The following is a 17018-nucleotide window of genomic DNA, read 5'->3' on the forward strand; positions in this document are numbered from 1 at the left end:
CAAATCCGTAGCCCAATTTCTATATGGTGGTAATCGCAAATTTGAAAAAGCAAAATTTCCATCCTGGCGTAACAGTTCGTGCCATCATACTCGGTTTGCTACTGATTCCGGTGAATACCTACTTTATCATGGCAAACCACCTCAAGTTTTGGAGCACCCTCCCAACCACGATGTCACTCATCTATAACGTGATTATCACGTTGATGGTGCTTATCCCCTTCAACCTCCTGTTGAACCGATTCCTACCGCGATTCGCTCTCAGGCAGGGTGAACTGCTGACGGTCTTCGTGATGCTGTCGCTCTCCTCCGCGATCGCGGGGCATGACATGATGCAGACGGTCATTCCGACGATATCCGATGGATACTGGTTCGCGACCCCGGAAAACGAATGGAAACAACTTTTCTGGCGTTATCTACCACCATGGCTCACATCTAATAACGAAGCAAGCCTACAAGCATTCTATGACGGGGAGGGCACCGTTTACACAAAAGTGCACCTACTGGGTTGGCTACGTCCGATCCTCTGGTGGACAATTTTTCTGACCGTTCTCATCTGGGTGATGATTTGTATAGATGTTTTCCTCCGAAGACAGTGGATCGAGCGAGAACGGTTGACGTATCCTATTGTGCAATTGCCGTTGGAAATGACGAGGCTTGACGGACGACTTTTTAAGTCAAAGATGATGTGGCTGGGATTCGCAATCGCAGGTGGTATCAACCTCATCAACGGCTTTCATGTGCTTTTCCCAGAGATTCCTGAAATCCCAGTGCGGCACGCCGAAATCGGTCAATACTTCACCCAAAAACCGTGGAGATCGATGGGGTGGACACCGGTTTATGTCCGCTCGTTTGCCGTCGGACTCGCTTTCCTCATGCCGTTGGAGATGTCGTTTTCAATCTGGTTTTTCTATTGGTTCTGGAAAGCACAACGGATACTGGGCAGCGCGCTCGGACTCGATGTGATGCCGGGGTTCCCGTACGACTGGCAACAAGTGATGGGGGGTTATCTCGTGCTCGCCTGTTTTGCGCTGTGGGGTGGACGACGCTACTTTTTTGCAGTCTTCAAGTACGTCTTCCGAATCCGCAAGTCGCCGGGCGACATTGACGACAGCAGGGAGCCGATGCGCTATCGCTGGGCGGCAATTGGACTCGTTTGTGGCTTGTTTTTCTTATTCGCCTTTTCACGACAAGGTGGGATGGAATTCTGGACAATCGGTCTCTATTTTTTAATCTATTACCTGTTAGCAATGAGTTTGACGCGTATCCGTGCTGAGGTTGGACCGCCGACGATACGGACGTATGCAACGCCGCACGATATTCTCACCGATATTTTCGGTACCCGATTGATTTCTCGGGGCAGTTTAACGATGATGCGTCTCTATTTGACCTTCAATCGAGGGTCTCGCGCCCACCCAATGCCCCATACGCTTGAAGGATTCAAACTTGCCGAAGAAACTGGCATGCACTCCGGCAGACTGATTGTCGCGATGATGCTCGCAGCGGTGATTGGTATCCTTGCATCGTTTTGGGCATATTTCGTTGTTGGATACGACATCGGTGTTGTCAGCGACCTTGGCACCGGCGGCTATAAATTGCTACAAAGTTGGCTCCAGCACCCAGCTGACACCGATGTTCCTGCTGTGATCTTTATAGGTGTCGGGGCAGGCTTGACTGGCTTCTTTTGGTGGCTACGAACCCTGTTTCCGTTTTGGCCCCTCCACCCGGCTGGCTACATGGTCGCCGGTGAAAAATCGACGATCGGCAGATTGTGGTTCTCAATATTCATCAGTTGGGGCATCAAAACAATCTTGTTGAAAGTCGGCGGGATTCGCCTCTATCGCAAAGCGTATCCACTCTTTTTAGGACTGATTCTCGGTGAATTCATGATAGGTGGCGTATGGGTACTGATTCGGCTCTTTACTGGGATACAGATGTATTCATTTTATAGATAAAAATCATATTACCAAAACCTTTTGTAGGGGTAGGTCTTGTGCCTACCCTCTACAAAGAACAAATGGAGGTAAACATGAAGCTGGCAGTTCTTTCTTATAGTCACCACGGACGGAGTATGGCGCGCACTGCATACGGTCTCGGACACGAGATTGTCGGTGTGATGGATGCTGAGGCAGACCCCCGACAACAGTTAGCGGACGATTTTCAATGTCCCGGATTTGAGACAGCAGTGGCATGTCTCGACGCAAGCAAACCGGACGCTGCCCTCGTCGCTGGCAAACATACTGAAATGCCTGCACACGTCCAAGCATGCGTAGATCGACGCATTCCTTACCTCTTGGATAAACCGTTTGCGGATTCTGCAGACAGGCTGCGTCCTGCCGCTGAGGCATCCGAAAAGCACGGCGTATTCAGCGCGCTTGTGTTACCGAACCGCGCAAGCCGAATCGTGAGTGTCGTCAAAGAGATGGTCGCCGATGGAAGCTTAGGCGAACTGACCCTATACAACAGCAGGTTAAATAACGGTCCTCCATCCCGTTACGATCCGACACCGTCTTATTGGCACAACACTCCGAGTATATCCGGTGGTGGATGCTGGGCAGTCGAAGCGGCACATGGCATCGACACATTCCTTCAATTCACCGGCGATCAGCAAATTACAGTCGTTGGCGCAGTCATGTCCAACGCAATGCACACCCGCGGCGTAGAGGACAGCGGTATCGGCGTGTTACGAACGGAAGAGGGTATCACGGGTATTATTGAATCCGGTTATACATATCCATCCGGTAAACGTGGTGGCGATCATTTCTTTCGATTTATTGGGACGAAGGCATCGGTATTTGAACAGTACGGTCGCAACGGCGAACCCCTGATCGAAATTCATACAACCGAAGGTGTCCAATTTAGTGAAGACATCTCACACGGTGCGCGGATACAAGGCGTGATGGGTGCTGCGTTTGATGCTATTCGGGACGGTGGCATTTTTGAACCGACGGTTGTTGACGCGGTGCGTATCCTTGAGATCCAGGATGCCGTCTATGCCCATGCCCGACAGGGTGTAATAACCCACGGTCCGCACCCGATGGGTTGACAGCTTGTACGATGTGTGCTAAAATCGTCTCATTCAAGAAACGGAATTGGAAGGAGTGAAGTATGTCGAATTTAAATGTGTCACAAACCATTGTATGCGCCGTTACTGCAGGTTTCGCGTTAGCACCCGCGTTGATCGGGAACACTGCTGGCAGCGACGCTATCTTTGCACCAGATGCCGAACTTAAAGAACTATTCAACGGTGCACATTTCACAGAAGGTGTCTCCGTCGCGCCAGACGGAACCGTCTATTTCAGCGACATCACCTTCACAGATCAGACGGATATGCAAGCAGGCAATATCTGGAAACACAACCGAGAGACTGGAGAAACGACCATTTTCCGTTCTCCCAGTGGGATGTCCAACGGCACGAAGTTTGATGCGCACGGTCGTTTGGTTGTTGCAGAAGGTGCGGATTTCGGGGGACGCAGGATTACGCGAACGGACATGAAAACCGGTAAAAGCGAAATTATTGCCGGTCTGTATAACGGCAAACCCTTTAATTCACCGAACGATCTGTCAATTGATGAACAGGGACGTATCTATTTTACGGATCCACGGTACGCTGGAAATGAACCCGTTGAACAACCCATCTTTGGGGTCTATCGGATCGATCCAGACCGTTCTGTTCACCTCGTTGTTACGGATGCCGGTAAACCGAACGGTGTTGCGGTTTCTCCAGATCAGCAAACCCTTTACGTCATCAGTCACGACAACGGTGCGATGGGGAGTTTTCCTGATGATGTGCCGTTGCTGAATGGACGAATGGCACTCCTCGCTTACGATCTTTCACCGAAAGGCACTGCGACTTTCCGAAAAATGCTTGTTGACTATGCGCCGCAGGACGGTCCAGACGGTATGGTTGTTGATGCTGAGGGAAATCTCTTTGTGGCGGTGCGCGATGAGACACGCCCCGGAGTTCGCGTCTACACGCCTGAAGGGGAAGAACTGGCGTACGTCAAAACACCGGATAAACCCACCAACGTAGCATTCGGACGTGGCAAAACAAGCAAGACGCTCTATATAACAGCAGAAAATTGCCTCTATAGCATCCAAACGATGAAAGAAGGGTATCACCTACCACAGAAGTAGCTTAAACATCGGGATGGAGGTCGTGCCACGGTGTTGCCTTCTCATAGCCGTGCCCGACTTGACACAACAACGGCTCCGTCAAATGTTTCCCGACAAACTGAATGCTCAACGGTAGCCCTTCGCTATTCATGCCGCACGGCACAGATAGCGTCGGCGCGCCGTTGAAGTTAAACGGCACGGTAAACCGTTGGAACTTTGGCTCCCGGGGTTCATACGGTCCATATAACACCTCCGGCGTGATGGCGTGCGGCGGTGCTGACATCGATGGACACACCAACACATCAATCTCCTCAAATACTCGTCTGAGGTGCCCTGTACAGGCGGCTCTCAAATTATTCGCTTTCGCGTATTCCGCGCCTGTCGCTTTCGCCCCCATATCAAGCCACCCTTGAAACCAAGGTCCGTAGGCATCCCGTCGGAAGGGATAGGTCGCTGCGTGTGCCACCACCGCCTCGGTAGAACACAGCAGGGGCCATGCGGAGACATACTCATCCACGTCAGGCAATTCGACTTCAACAATTTCAGCACCTTGATCCGCGAGGATTTTCACACCCGCGCACACCGCCTCGGCAAGTTCGGTGTCGATATCCTTTGTCGCATAGTTCTCGTCAAATCCGATATGGATACCTTGTAGATCCTGCCCTATTCCCTCAAGCATATTCGGCACAGGATCCGGCAGAGAAGTCGGATCGTTCGGGTCAGACCCAGCGATCGCCTCCAGCATAATAGCTGCATCAGCAACACTTCGCGTCATCGGACCGACATGATCCATCGATTCAGCAAGCGCGAGCACACCGTAACGACTCACCCTACCCCATGTCGGTTTTATCCCCACAACGCCACACGCTGCCGAAGGAAAGCGAATGGAACCGCCGGTATCACTACCCAGCGAACCGAAACACAACCCTGCTGCTGTTGCAACACCGGAACCACTCGACGATGAACCCGTCCACCGATCCGGATTCCACGGATTTTGAGGAATATCGAAATTACGGTTGTAACCGCCCATCGCACCTTCGGTCAGATTGAGCTTACCGAGCAAGATCGCACCAGCAGCAGCGAGTTTCGTGATGACCGTGCTATCAAACGCAGGCACATGCCCGGCGAGCACTTCCACGCCACCCATCGTGCGGACACCCTTTGTGAAACAGAGGTCTTTCACTGCGATAGGGACACCGTGAAGCGGGCCCCGATACGTTCCAGCGTTAATCTCCCGTTCCGCCCCCTGTGCGGCAGCCATCGCTTGTTCCGCTATCACAGTCGCGTAACTCTTCAATTGACCGTCAAGTTCTTCAATACGCTGCAGCATCGCAGTCGTAACATCCACAGGCGATAACTGCTTAGACGCAATCTGTTCCGCAATCTCGGTAATAGTTCTAAAGTGAAGTGGTGTTTCATGCATGTTCTTCTTCCTTATTTCGATTTGCCTATTTCTCAATCGGAATTTTAAGCACGCCACCGCTGTCTGTGCCAGCGTAGAGAAAACCGTCAAGTACTGCCAACGAATCAACCCGGCGACGCAGAGAACCAATGGGTTTCCACCACTTTTTATCCTCTATCCACTCGAAAACGCCCTTATAATATGTGCCTACGTAGGACTCCCTGCCAACTGTTTCCATGGTTATAACCGATGATGAATCACCCAGTCCGTAGTGTAGTGAAGTCCAAGAATTACCGTCGTTGGTGGAACGGAAAATTCCTTTACCCCAAGTTGCTGTGTAGAGTGTCGATCCAACCCATTTTAAATCTGATATGAAACTATCCGACATATCTGAACTGATAGACTTCCAAGATTTTCCTGTCTTTTCCAAACGAAAAATCTCGCCCCGCGGAGTTCCAGCATGGATTTTCTTCCCATTTACCGATAACGCCGTGATGAAGTGCCCTTCCAAACCGAGACTTTCCCACGAATCCAACCCCGGTGTCCAACGGAAAACGCCGCTGCCCTGGGTGCCGACATAAAAGGTTAAACCTACGATTTCCATGCATTCGATCGCGTACAACTCCCTATCGGTGCTAACTTCAATCAACGAGTTGCGCACTTCATCCACTTGGAAAATCCCACCCACTACATCGCCAGGGGCAAATCTGGTAGCTGCGACATAAAGTTTTCCACCGACCTCAGATAAAGCCGAAAAATGATATGAAATCGGTGGCGGCGGAATTTGGACAGGCTGCCACGATTCTCCACCGTCAATTGAGTAGACAAGCCTATGCCCTATGCCTGCGTAAATCCTATCTCCAACAACCTCTAATTCACTGACGGATGTACCCATCAATCCTGTATTGGCTTCCACCCAAGAATTACCACCATCCGTTGTGCGAAAGACACCACCACCCAACGTCCCAACGAAGACAGTGTCCTCACTCACTGCCAGCAATGCGGAAACTGTTTGATCTGTTAAGCCATCATTGACTGTTGTCCAAGAATCACCGCTATCTTCCGAGCAGAAAACCCCACCACCAAACGTACTCGCGTAGAGTGTTGTTCCAAATGATGCCAATGCCTCAACAGTATGCGTCATTTCTTCAGTAGTGATGCGCGTCCATGTATCCCCTTCGTCATCTGAACGGAAAAACCCACTGTCTCCGCTGTCCCCACCGATAAGTATGCCGATGTAAAGCATATTTTCCATGGCAGTAAACGAATCGACTCGTAATCCAGACGGCAAAAGTCCCATCGGTACCGGATCTAATCCGGATGCAACCCGCGCACTATTGATCGGCTCCATATTCATCGGTTGCTCGACAAAACCGGCATTGATGGATGTCCACGAGTTCTCATGCGCTTTTTTGCGAAAAGCCCCATTCTCTGTACCAGCGACAAGAGTTGTCCCGATTCTTGAGAATTCACGAATTGACATGTTTTCCAACCCATCGTTCATCGGGATCCACGAATCGCCATCGTCATCCGAATACCAAACACCGTCCTCCAACGTGCTAATGTATATGCGGTTCCCAATAATCACAACACCACTAACCGACATATACGTTTGGAGAGTCGGAACGTGGTTCCACGTGTCCCCACCGTCAGTTGACGCATAGAGTCCGACACTGCCAGCGTAGAGGGTCCCACCCTTCTGTGCAAAGGCTGAGGCAGAGAGATAACCTTCCCCCGGTTCAAAGGGCAATCCAACATTGACAGGAATCCAAGAATCACCAAGATCAACTGAACGGAAGACTCCTGCGCCCCGCACTCCTGCGAAAAGTACGCCTTCAGGCGTGACATAGAGTGTGTCAATATGCCCACCATAGGGACCGTTGGTTGGTACCCAGTCGTTCTCGTTAGACGCAGCGTTCACATCCGCCCCAATCAGCGGTACGAAACCGATAAAAAACCCGGTTGTAACAATCCAAATAACAGGTAAGATCCTTTTTCGTATCATCTGTCCGCTCCTCTTTTTGACGGTTGTTTGAGCAACGAAAACCACTTCACTTGACAACTTAAACAGCCAACGCCACAAAGAAGTTTACAAGCGAACCACGGACGCTCCAAGGACTCTGTTCAAGGGAGCAAACCACACAGCGGTGGGATTTTTCATCTACTTAGGCAACTAATTCAAGGCACTCACACGCGGTCGTCCTAAGAGATTTATTAACCGATCATCCGCATTTTGCAGCACCTCTTCAGGCACAGGTACACCGTTGCAAAGACTGAATCGCCAATATGCCCAGTACGCTGCGTACTGCGATTGTATAATGTAACGGGTCTTATTGGAAAGGTTTGGTGCGCCGCGGTGCCAACACTGTGGGTCCTGTAGGTAGATGTCGCCCGCCTTGCAGAAAATAGAGACAGGTTTATTCCCTTCAAATTCTGGGTTCTCCTGATTGTTCGGATGTCTGCCAGAGTAATGGCTGCCGCGCACGTATTGCGTCGGTCCCTCCTCGATTGTATCGATATCGTTCAACGCCATCTGGACAGTAAACCACATCACAGGCATCCGTAGGCGCGGATCGTGGCGCGGCATATCTTCGGTAACGGGGAAGTGCACTGAGCCATCAACATGCCACGTGTCAATCGAGAGACCGGGGAGATTCCGAAGCACATTTTGCCCACAAAACTTGCAGTTCTCACCGACGATCGCCTCTGCCAAACTTAGAATTGGTTCACGGAGGAGCATATCCCGGAAGATTGGGTCGAGTTCAATCGTGTTCCGTAAAATGAAGGGTAGCGTTTCCTTGGATTCAGCATGCGCCCCCATTTGGATATACCTGACATCCGCCAATTCTGGATTCGTTATTTCCATAAGTTCCGGATCCGCGAAAAATTCGTCAGACTTATCCCGTAGTGCGGCGACCTCTCCATCGGTCAGCACCCCCGGAATATGTACGAATCCATCACGGAAGAATTGTTCAGCAATCTGTTTCGTTTTCTCTTCGCTAAAAGGCTCACCTTTGAGTATTGGACTGTTTGCCATGTTGTCTCTCCTCTTAAAGGTTATCTTATTCTTAACTCAATCCAGATAATCCATTTCTGGTAGCAGACTCCAACGGTATTGATCTGCTGGTTGTGTATTTCGTCCCCAACGACCGAGAATTTGTGTGTCCGCGCGCTTTGCTTTTATTTGCGCTGCGACCCAATCTGGGTCCCAACCATCCAGGACCTTCTCAGTCAATTGCACTAAGATGTCTCGGCACACTGGATTATCTGCGCGGTCATGTAACTCGTTTGGATCTTCTTTAACGTCGAAAAGCTGCGGCGGTTGCCCGTGATAATAATTAAGTTTCCAATCTCCGTCTCGAACCATCCGATGGTAGCAGCCGTCATCGGTACAGTATTCAGAGAAGGCGATGTCCTCCCAATCTGTATCCTCACCACGGAGAAGCGGTAAAGTGCTTCGTCCACGGGAATGCGGTAACGGAGGTGCCCCAAGTGCATCAAGCATCGTCGCATTCAAATCCAATGAACTGACAACGCGATCGCATCGCACGCCTTCCGGTAAAGTGCCGCGCCACGACAAAATTGCAGGGACCTTCACTGAATGCTCATAAAATGTCTGTTTCCACCAAAGCCCATGCTCACCGACCTGCTCGCCGTGATCCGAGCTATAGAGGATCAGGGCGTTCTCATCCAACCCGTTTTCTCGGAGTGCCCCCAAAATCTGCCCAATCATCACGTCCATCCGAGTTACCAACGCCCAATACGCCGTGCGCGCGCGGATAATCTCCGCATCGGAAACCTCAATAATCCCACACTTCTCACGCCACCACTGGAAGTAGGGATGCAACGCTTCTGAAAAGGGTTCAGGATTTTGGGGCATCGTCATCCGCCCGTCATAAAGTTGATAATCCTCCTGCCTCGCAACGAAAGGTTGATGCGGCAACATAAACCCAACGGAGATTGAAAAGGGTGTATCCAAAAGTCCCGCCCGTTTCTGAACACCGAGCCGATTGAGATAATCCACTGTTGCAGCAGTCACGTCTTCATCGTGAACCTGATACGCACTCTGACCCGCCCCAGATTTTTCAAGACTGACACGCGCAGGTCCGGCTGTTCCAGACAGTTCACCGTGGTCAACCCCTCGTCCACCGTGATAATTCGGTCCGTGGTCCCCAACGAGGCGGTCAGTGTACCCGTGTAATTGATCCGGTCCGAGTGCGTGCATCCGTCCGATAAGCATAGGCTGATACCCCGCCGCGCCCATCGCATGTGCAAAAGTGGGAATCCCGGAATCAAGCACATGGCTGTTGGTCCACACAGCGTTCTCGTAAGGGTAACGCCCGCTCAACATTGACATCCGAGACGGTACACAGATAGGAGACGGGCAATAGACGTTTTCAAACACAACGCCTTCGGCAGCAAGATTGTCGAGATGTGGTGTCTGGACCAACCGATCACCGTAACAACCGGTTACGTAAGGGTTGTGCTGGTCGGAATGTATATAGAGCAGATTCGGACCTGGTGTGTGCATCGCAACTCCTTCGTCACATTTGGGCGGATTTGTTTTCATTATAAACACATATCGGTTTTTGTCAAGAGTTTACAGGCACCACAAGAGGTACCCAACAAGAATTTTGATAATTCACCATAAATGCTTTTAAAGATATGCACGTTCCTATTGACATTTGAAAATCTTTTGTTATAAAATAAAGCCTAATTCCAATAAGCCTTTGACAGATTGAACGTATTCCATCAAAAAGGAGCAAACACAATGGCATTTTTGAGACACATCGCCCTACGGACGAAGGATATGGAAGCCTCCCGTCGTTTTTATGAAACCATCGGTTTTGCGTTTGTAGGATATCGAGGACGCGGTGGGTTAGACCTCTCGGACGGCACGCTGAACATGACGATCCTCCAATACAACGGGACAGAACGTCCACCGTTTGAGGAAGGCACAGAGTTTATCCACTTCGGTATCATTGTTGAAGATTTACCGAGCATTTACAACACCCTTCGGGACGGTGGTTTTGAATTGATTATGGATAACGTGAAAAAAGGAGATGAAATCGACGATAATAAACCGCCAGAACGTTCCTTCAAGGTTGCTGATCCTGATGGAAATGTTGTCGATATTACATGTGCGAAGGACGAATGGCGTGGCGTGTCGGTCTAACCGGAGGATCACGAAGCATGAGCCGTACCCTTGCCCGATTTGAGATGCCGATATGGGATCCTTGTCCATTTTGCGAGTTAGCCGCTGGACGTAGCGAAATCAGACATATCATCGACGCAACTGAAAAGACGCTTACGTTCATCAACAAAAGGCAATTTGAAATCGGGCAATTGCTGGTGATTCCGCGCCGACACGCTCCAACAATTCTCGACCTGACAGACGATGAAGCCGTTGAAATTATGAATAAGGTACGAACAGCCGCTAAAGCCTTGATTGAAACTTTCAATCCAGATGGCATCACCGTTTATCAGAATAACGGTGTAACGAGTTTGCAGGAGGTTCCGCACTTTCACGTTCATGTCGTCCCGCGTCGAAAATCCAGTGATTGGGGTAGTGGACCACCACATATCGCGGCACTACAGCCCGAAAACTTAGAGATGAAGCGGAAAGTAACAGTCTCTTGGAAGCGCGCAGAAGAAATCGCATCTCTTGTAAAATTGAATTTTAAAACACAATAAACTACTTTGTATTAGGAAGCACTATGGCATTTCAATTTCAAGATTCCATGGTTAATGAATACCTCTCGCAAGGCTATCTCATCTTTCAAGGAATTGTTCCACCATCGTTGCTCACGGATTTGCGCCGAGAAGCACAGAAAGCACGCGATTTGGCACATAAACTCAACGGACCGCAGACGCAACGCATCCAACCACTCTCCAATTACGGCGATGAACTGGACCTGAAGCCTTTCTACGATTACACAGAGTTGCCGGAACTCCGAGACGCTATCGAAAAATTGCTCGGTCCTGATTATACGCATGGTCACGTTGACATTATGGGCCTCCTCGTTGAGCCGCTTGAGTATCCGTGGCACATCGGTTGGCACCGAGATGGTGTTGTCGAAGTTCCTCTGGAAGCGCGGGATGAGATTGTCAACGCAAAGTTGGCGGAAGTCTGGCACGACTTGCGTCACTTCAACCAAGTCAACTGCGCGATTTATGCGGACTCCTGTACGTGGTTTGTCCCAGGTAGCCATCTACGCCAGTGGGATCTGCCCGGTGAAGAACAATCAACAAAAGACCCGAAGTTGCGGAAACCCGCAGAAGGACAATCTAACGCTGAAGCTGAGCGATACTGTTTAGAGCACTGCAGACAGTTTCCCGGAGCCGTTCAGGTGCATCTGGGACCGGGAGATTTCATGGTCTATCGGAATCTTGCATGGCACACAGGAAATTATATTACCTACCAACCACGCGCAACGATCCACGATGTCGTCCGCTATGAAGGAAAGAAAGATTGGACCGATTGGCAACAAACGAAATTGGATGCCGTTAAACGAATGAAGGAAAAATAACCAGGAGCATATCTGTGATGCGAGTTTCAAACCGGGTCCGCTGCAGCTTATCTACAACCGATCAACTGTGTATGCCTCTAACAACTCTTCGTCCAAATCCACGCCGAAGCCGGGCGCATCGTTGAGATAGAAGAATCCATCGCGAGACTCTGGTCGTAAACGGCGATATAACTCATTTTCAACGCCATCGCGAGAAGGACCGAAGGTTTCTGCCATACACGGCATCGGAAGGCACGCGGTGAGATGTAAACCCCACGGCGTGCCAGCTTGATGGAGCCACGTTGGAATGTCCTGCTCAGCGGCTTCACGTGCAATTCGGAGGCACTCCGTAAAACCGCCCGCCCAACTTATATCGGGCTGAATCATATCAGCCGCTTTCCACCGCAGCAATTCGCGAAACCCGTATCGCGTGAATTCATGTTCACCGGAGACAATCCATATCGGTTGCACATCGCGCACCAATTGTGCCATGCCTGCGTAGTCGTCAAGTGGGATAGGCTCCTCAATCCATTTGAGGTCGATATTAGCAGCTGCCTCGGCGAAACGGAGCGTATAGTCTACATCCCAACGGAGATAGATGTCTGCCATCAGTTCGACATCCGCACCGATGACATCCCGTGCGACATTTATCATTTCCACATTTTCTGCAAAGCCATCTTCACCTTCCGCAAGTCCATTCCTTAAGGGCAACTTACAAGCGGCGAACCCGTTCTCTGCATAATAACCGACATCGCCACCCGTGGCATAAGCAGGAATCTTAAGGCGTGGTGTATCTGTAATAAGACTATAGACAGGCGCGTCCACAATCTTCCCACACAAGTCAACAAGCGCGAGTTCTATACCGCTCAATGCATAAATAACCAAGCCGCGTCGTCCGTAAATTGAGGTGATGTGATACAGATGTTCCCATATCTCCTCAACATCAACCGGATCGCGTCCGATGACGAAGTGTTGGAGGTGTTTCTCAATAATCAGCGCACCTGCAAGTCCGCCACCACCGAGACCGTATCCTTTCAAACCCTTATCGGTCGTTATTTCTACGATTAACGCCCCTGCTTGCGTTGCGAAGGGACCGCGCCAATCAACATGTGCCGTCTGAGTCGTCGGTTTCTGCCACTGCCCTTTGGCAAACCCCAAACTGGGCATTGCACGAGGGTTCAGGTTGACATGCCATGTCCGAATCCCCGCAACGGTATGTCGGGTTTTTGCACGTTCTTTCCACGTAGCCGTGAGATTGTTTTCATTGCAGGGCATAATGTCCTTCCTTATAAAAGTTTCATCTTAATGGTAGGGGCAGTTTACGATTGCCACAGATCACGATGGTAGTGCAAAATAACCGATTCCAGTGAACAATCCAACTATCATCCAGAGACCCACCATCACGTATTCGCCGAAAATCAAGCCGAACGCAACAGGTCGAATTTTTCGATACGTTGAGGCACCGCCAAATTTCAGTGCCATATACTTAATGAACCACCCAATCAGAATTGAGGACCAGAGGTGAAAGGGTGGATACGTCGCTCCGAGGAGATAACCGATCGGATGCAAGGACCACCAGACAAAGTTCTGCCGCATCCAGAGCATAAACCCCGTAAACCCAGCACCAGCAATCATACTGTACACCTCGTCCCACTTTGTTTCAATAGGGAATTGGATGAGGCTGCTCATCCGTTGAAAATAGTTGCGTGGCGCGACCACGAAGGACCAACTCTGTAAAAACAGGGCACCCTTACCGTAAATTAGCGTCAACGAGGCGTAAACAGACACAAGGAGCGCGAAGATAATTGCGACCCATAGGATCGGCATAATACGCCGACGAGCGAGTTTCACCTCATCTGCTGCCTTGAAACTATGAAGGAAGTTTGGCATCATAAACTCGCCCCAATCACGCAAAAAGGTACGTTGGAAACTCAGAATGGCGAGACTCTTATGCCCTAACGCGTTGGAGCCCAAAGTAATATCAATGTATTCTGAAGGGAAAAAAGGTGCCTGTACAAGCAACAATCCACCATTAACGACCATCCATGACAGCACAATAGACGTGATAAAGATAGAGAGCAGCGTTACAACCGCGACCCACGTCGTTATGCCTGCAACAACAAAAAAGATGACCAGAATAGTAAACCCGAAGAGAAATCCAAGGAGTGCGACGCGATACGAAACCGGTTCATTGGAATCGTCTATCGGTTGCCCAGCCAAGGTAGTATGACTTGTCCTCGCATGCCCCAGACCGAAGGTCTTCCTAAAAACCGATGCGATGTGTTCACGTCCTATCCAGAAAACCGCGGGGACAAAAACGAGATAGCCTCCCATCACTTGACGGCTACAACTAATCCACGGACCGATGCTGAGTCCAATCGCATTCATGATGATATACTGGAGTTTGAAAAAGAGATAGAAGAACCAGAGACTAAACGAAACCTCAAGCGTGAGTAAAGAGGCTATCCCGATGACAGAAAAATAGATGACGAACCGCATCGCGGGCCACCATCCAAGCGTATGCCACGGCTTTTCGGTGAAAACGGCGTAGATATTGTAAATAAGCGGGATCTCTGGCACCTGTGGGAAATGCGCATGCAACCCGTTGATAAGGTGCAACACCACTGGTAGTGCCATCCCTGCCCAGAGGAGTCTGCTTTTGAAAAAGGTATTGAGAAGCGTGCCGCGCGCCGGTTCCGCAGCAAGTTGTACCGGAATCTGAATTAATGGGAACGAGAACCTTTCGCGTTCCACCCACTGTTTTCGGAGAATTGTAGACAGACAAAGTGTTGTGAAATAGAAAACCAGAACGAAAAGTCCCCAGACAAGCAATGGCTTGAGCCATATCATCCAGGGGACACTTTCACCCGGGGAAATCCCTTCATAGAAATCTGTTACAGCGCGAGAATCTGTGACAACAAGCCACTCTGGAACGTGTGGGTGGAGCGTTTCTGCCCAATCGTTTTCCGTTGTCGTGAAGTAGCGCAGCGCAACAAGGGATGGAAGCAAAAATTGCAACAAACCCATTGACGGAATGCCGACTGCGACAATTAACATCATCCAGATGACGGTTAATTCCAATGCGGAGAAGACAAAACGCCTACTCCGCATCAACTTACGCAACGGCAGATTGACAAGGAATACCAGAATGAGGAGTCCGAAGATTGAACCAACAGGGAGATGATTGCCTGCGATCTTGGTATTTTGTAGGAAATAGTTGTTGTAGGGAGTGATTGCACACATTACACCTACTAAGAGCAGCCCTACGAGGATAGCAGGAAATCGGATTTTCTGGTGGGACCTGCTAGTTTCCCCAAAATTGTCTTTAAACGTGTTGACAGCCAAGCGTGTACGTGTCTCCCATTCTTGTTATCGGTTCAAAATCTTGCTTTTAACTTTCGTCTCGCACTGAAGGACGATAGAGACAAGTTTCAGCATCGACAACACGACCATCAGGTAATGTATACTGATTCGGCGTGCCTTGACCCCACGGTTCCTTGAAATCTTGGCTTCGCACTTTATCAACTTCCATCTGCTCTGCGACCTTTTCCCATGAGAAACCATTCATGAGCCGCTCATGTAGGGATGCCTCTAATTCGCTATAGTCCGCTTGTCCTGCGAGGTTCTCAAATTCATCCGGGTCTTTTTTCAAATCAAAGAGAATAGATTCGTCTTCAGGAAAGGCGACGTATTTATGGCGAGGCGTTCGGAGCATACGCATCGGTCCTGTAGTCTGGTTCGACCAGTATTCGGTGATTGCAGTGTTGCGCCACCCCTCGGCATTACCGGACATAAGGTTCGTCAGGTCTGCACCGTCTAAACCCTCAGGGATAGGAATACCGGCTCTGGTACATAGCGTTGGGAAGAGGTCATTCAGTTCAACAGGTGCTGTCACTCGTGAGCCGTGTGATTGTTGGAGCTGATTGTCCCAGACGATTAAAGGTACCCGCGCCGCTGCCTCGTAGTAACTGGATTTCCACCACTGTCCGTGTTCACCCGCCATCTCACCGTGATCTGTCGTATAGACAATAATAGTATTATCCAAAAAGCCATCGCGTTCTAAAAGTGCGAGCAGATCTCCAACGGTCTCGTCAAGGAATTCACAACAGGCGTAGTATGCCGCTCGCGCTTTTCGGGCTTCTTCGGGCGGGATTTCCTCTGTGTTGAAGTTGTCCCGTAAACCTTTCGCGAAGGGGTGTGTTTGTTCCAAATGTCCTTCTGGAATGTTAGGCATATCTATATTATCGGGCCAATACTTATCAAGAAGCCGTTTGGGTGCCGTGAGAGGGAAATGTGGACGACTGTAACTTGCAAGCAGGAACCACGGCTGTTCTGACGATTGGGACCTTAAGTATTCAAGCGTTTCTGTATTGATAACCCGTTCTTGCAGCATGCTTGTCGGGATTTCAGTGATTCCTGCCAATCGTGTTCGCGGGCGTTTCCCAGATGGAGTCTTCAATGGATCCGTTTGATGTCCGGCATATCCGCGCAGGTCGCCGTAAGGTCGAGACTGAAACCCGTTGCTCTGTTCTTTTCCACCGAAGTGCATCTTCCCAACGAGCGCAGTCGCATAGCCGTGCTGTGCGAAATGTGCGGGCATCGTGAGGTGTTCAGGAAACAGGATGGAGCCGTTATTCCACGCCGAACATCGATGGGCGTGTTTTCCTGTTAGCATACACATTCGGGAAGGGGTGCAGAGCGGTACCTGGCAATAAGCACTTTCAAAATAGGTTCCAGATTCGGCGAGTTGATCAAGATTCGGTGTTTGGACAATGTCATTGCCTTCACAGCCTATAGCGTGCGGACTATGTTCGTCACTCATCAAGAAGAGAATATTCGGTCTTTGAGCCATTAAGTAAAAACCCTCCTCGTTGTCTAAATTAGGATTTGTAGGATTCTGGGAATTAAAACTGTGCTATTGCCCTGCTGAGTTAATAGTTTACACGACTTCGCGGCGATGTGCAAGTGGATTTTTAGGTGAGGTAGAAATGCGA

Annotated in this window: 13 protein-coding genes; 6 read left to right on the plus strand and 7 right to left on the minus strand. The window is 50.0% G+C overall.

What is annotated here, in order from left to right:
- The first annotated feature begins 41 nt into the window (after positions 1-41).
- From OXH39_00555 to OXH39_00565, 3 genes are all read left to right on the plus strand, one after another.
- A complete protein-coding gene (locus OXH39_00555; protein MCY3548921.1) occupies positions 42-1952 on the plus strand; it encodes a hypothetical protein in 1911 nt (636 codons plus the stop codon).
- Positions 1953-2026: 74 nt separating this feature from the next.
- Positions 2027-3043 (plus strand): Gfo/Idh/MocA family oxidoreductase, encoded by a 1017-nt coding sequence (locus OXH39_00560; protein ID MCY3548922.1) that lies wholly within the window; start codon positions 2027-2029, stop codon positions 3041-3043.
- Positions 3044-3105: 62 nt separating this feature from the next.
- A complete protein-coding gene (locus OXH39_00565; protein MCY3548923.1) occupies positions 3106-4134 on the plus strand; it encodes an SMP-30/gluconolactonase/LRE family protein in 1029 nt (342 codons plus the stop codon).
- Position 4135: 1 nt separating this feature from the next.
- On the opposite strand, the gene OXH39_00570 is transcribed toward OXH39_00565, so the two are convergent.
- The 4 genes from OXH39_00570 to OXH39_00585 form a co-directional block, all read right to left on the minus strand.
- A complete protein-coding gene (locus tag OXH39_00570; GenBank protein MCY3548924.1) occupies positions 4136-5536 on the minus strand; it encodes an amidase in 1401 nt (466 codons plus the stop codon).
- Between the two features lie 25 nt (positions 5537-5561).
- The gene (locus tag OXH39_00575; protein MCY3548925.1) at positions 5562-7520 is read right to left on the minus strand and encodes a hypothetical protein; all 1959 of its coding nucleotides are present in this window, start codon (positions 7518-7520) and stop codon (positions 5562-5564) included.
- Between the two features lie 168 nt (positions 7521-7688).
- Positions 7689-8552, minus strand: coding sequence for a phytanoyl-CoA dioxygenase family protein (locus tag OXH39_00580; GenBank protein MCY3548926.1), 864 nt, complete (start codon positions 8550-8552; stop codon positions 7689-7691).
- 36 nt (positions 8553-8588) lie between these two features.
- Positions 8589-10046, minus strand: a complete 1458-nt coding sequence (locus tag OXH39_00585) for a sulfatase-like hydrolase/transferase (GenBank protein MCY3548927.1) — start codon at positions 10044-10046, stop codon at positions 8589-8591.
- Positions 10047-10286: 240 nt separating this feature from the next.
- On the opposite strand from OXH39_00585, the gene OXH39_00590 reads away from it, so the two are divergent.
- From OXH39_00590 to OXH39_00600, 3 genes are read left to right on the plus strand one after another with little or no spacing between them, the layout of a single operon-like run.
- On the plus strand, positions 10287-10691 hold the full coding sequence (locus OXH39_00590) for a VOC family protein (GenBank protein ID MCY3548928.1): 405 nt from the start codon (positions 10287-10289) through the stop codon (positions 10689-10691).
- Between the two features lie 17 nt (positions 10692-10708).
- Positions 10709-11209: an HIT family protein gene (locus OXH39_00595; GenBank protein MCY3548929.1), complete on the plus strand. Its 501-nt coding sequence runs from the start codon at positions 10709-10711 to the stop codon at positions 11207-11209.
- A 23-nt stretch (positions 11210-11232) separates the two neighbouring features.
- Positions 11233-12045: a hypothetical protein gene (locus OXH39_00600; GenBank protein MCY3548930.1), complete on the plus strand. Its 813-nt coding sequence runs from the start codon at positions 11233-11235 to the stop codon at positions 12043-12045.
- Positions 12046-12096: 51 nt separating this feature from the next.
- On the opposite strand, the gene OXH39_00605 is transcribed toward OXH39_00600, so the two are convergent.
- The 3 genes from OXH39_00605 to OXH39_00615 all read right to left on the minus strand — a co-directional run bounded on the left by OXH39_00605 (position 12097) and on the right by OXH39_00615 (position 16876).
- Positions 12097-13299, minus strand: coding sequence for a hypothetical protein (locus OXH39_00605; GenBank protein MCY3548931.1), 1203 nt, complete (start codon positions 13297-13299; stop codon positions 12097-12099).
- Positions 13300-13359: 60 nt separating this feature from the next.
- Complete coding sequence (locus tag OXH39_00610) at positions 13360-15267, minus strand: hypothetical protein (GenBank protein MCY3548932.1); 1908 nt, start codon at positions 15265-15267, stop codon at positions 13360-13362.
- Positions 15268-15415: 148 nt separating this feature from the next.
- Complete coding sequence (locus OXH39_00615) at positions 15416-16876, minus strand: sulfatase-like hydrolase/transferase (protein MCY3548933.1); 1461 nt, start codon at positions 16874-16876, stop codon at positions 15416-15418.
- Positions 16877-17018 lie beyond the last annotated feature (142 nt).

The organism is Candidatus Poribacteria bacterium, assembly GCA_026702755.1.
In the GTDB taxonomy this organism is placed as follows: Bacteria; Poribacteria; WGA-4E; order WGA-4E; family WGA-3G; genus WGA-3G.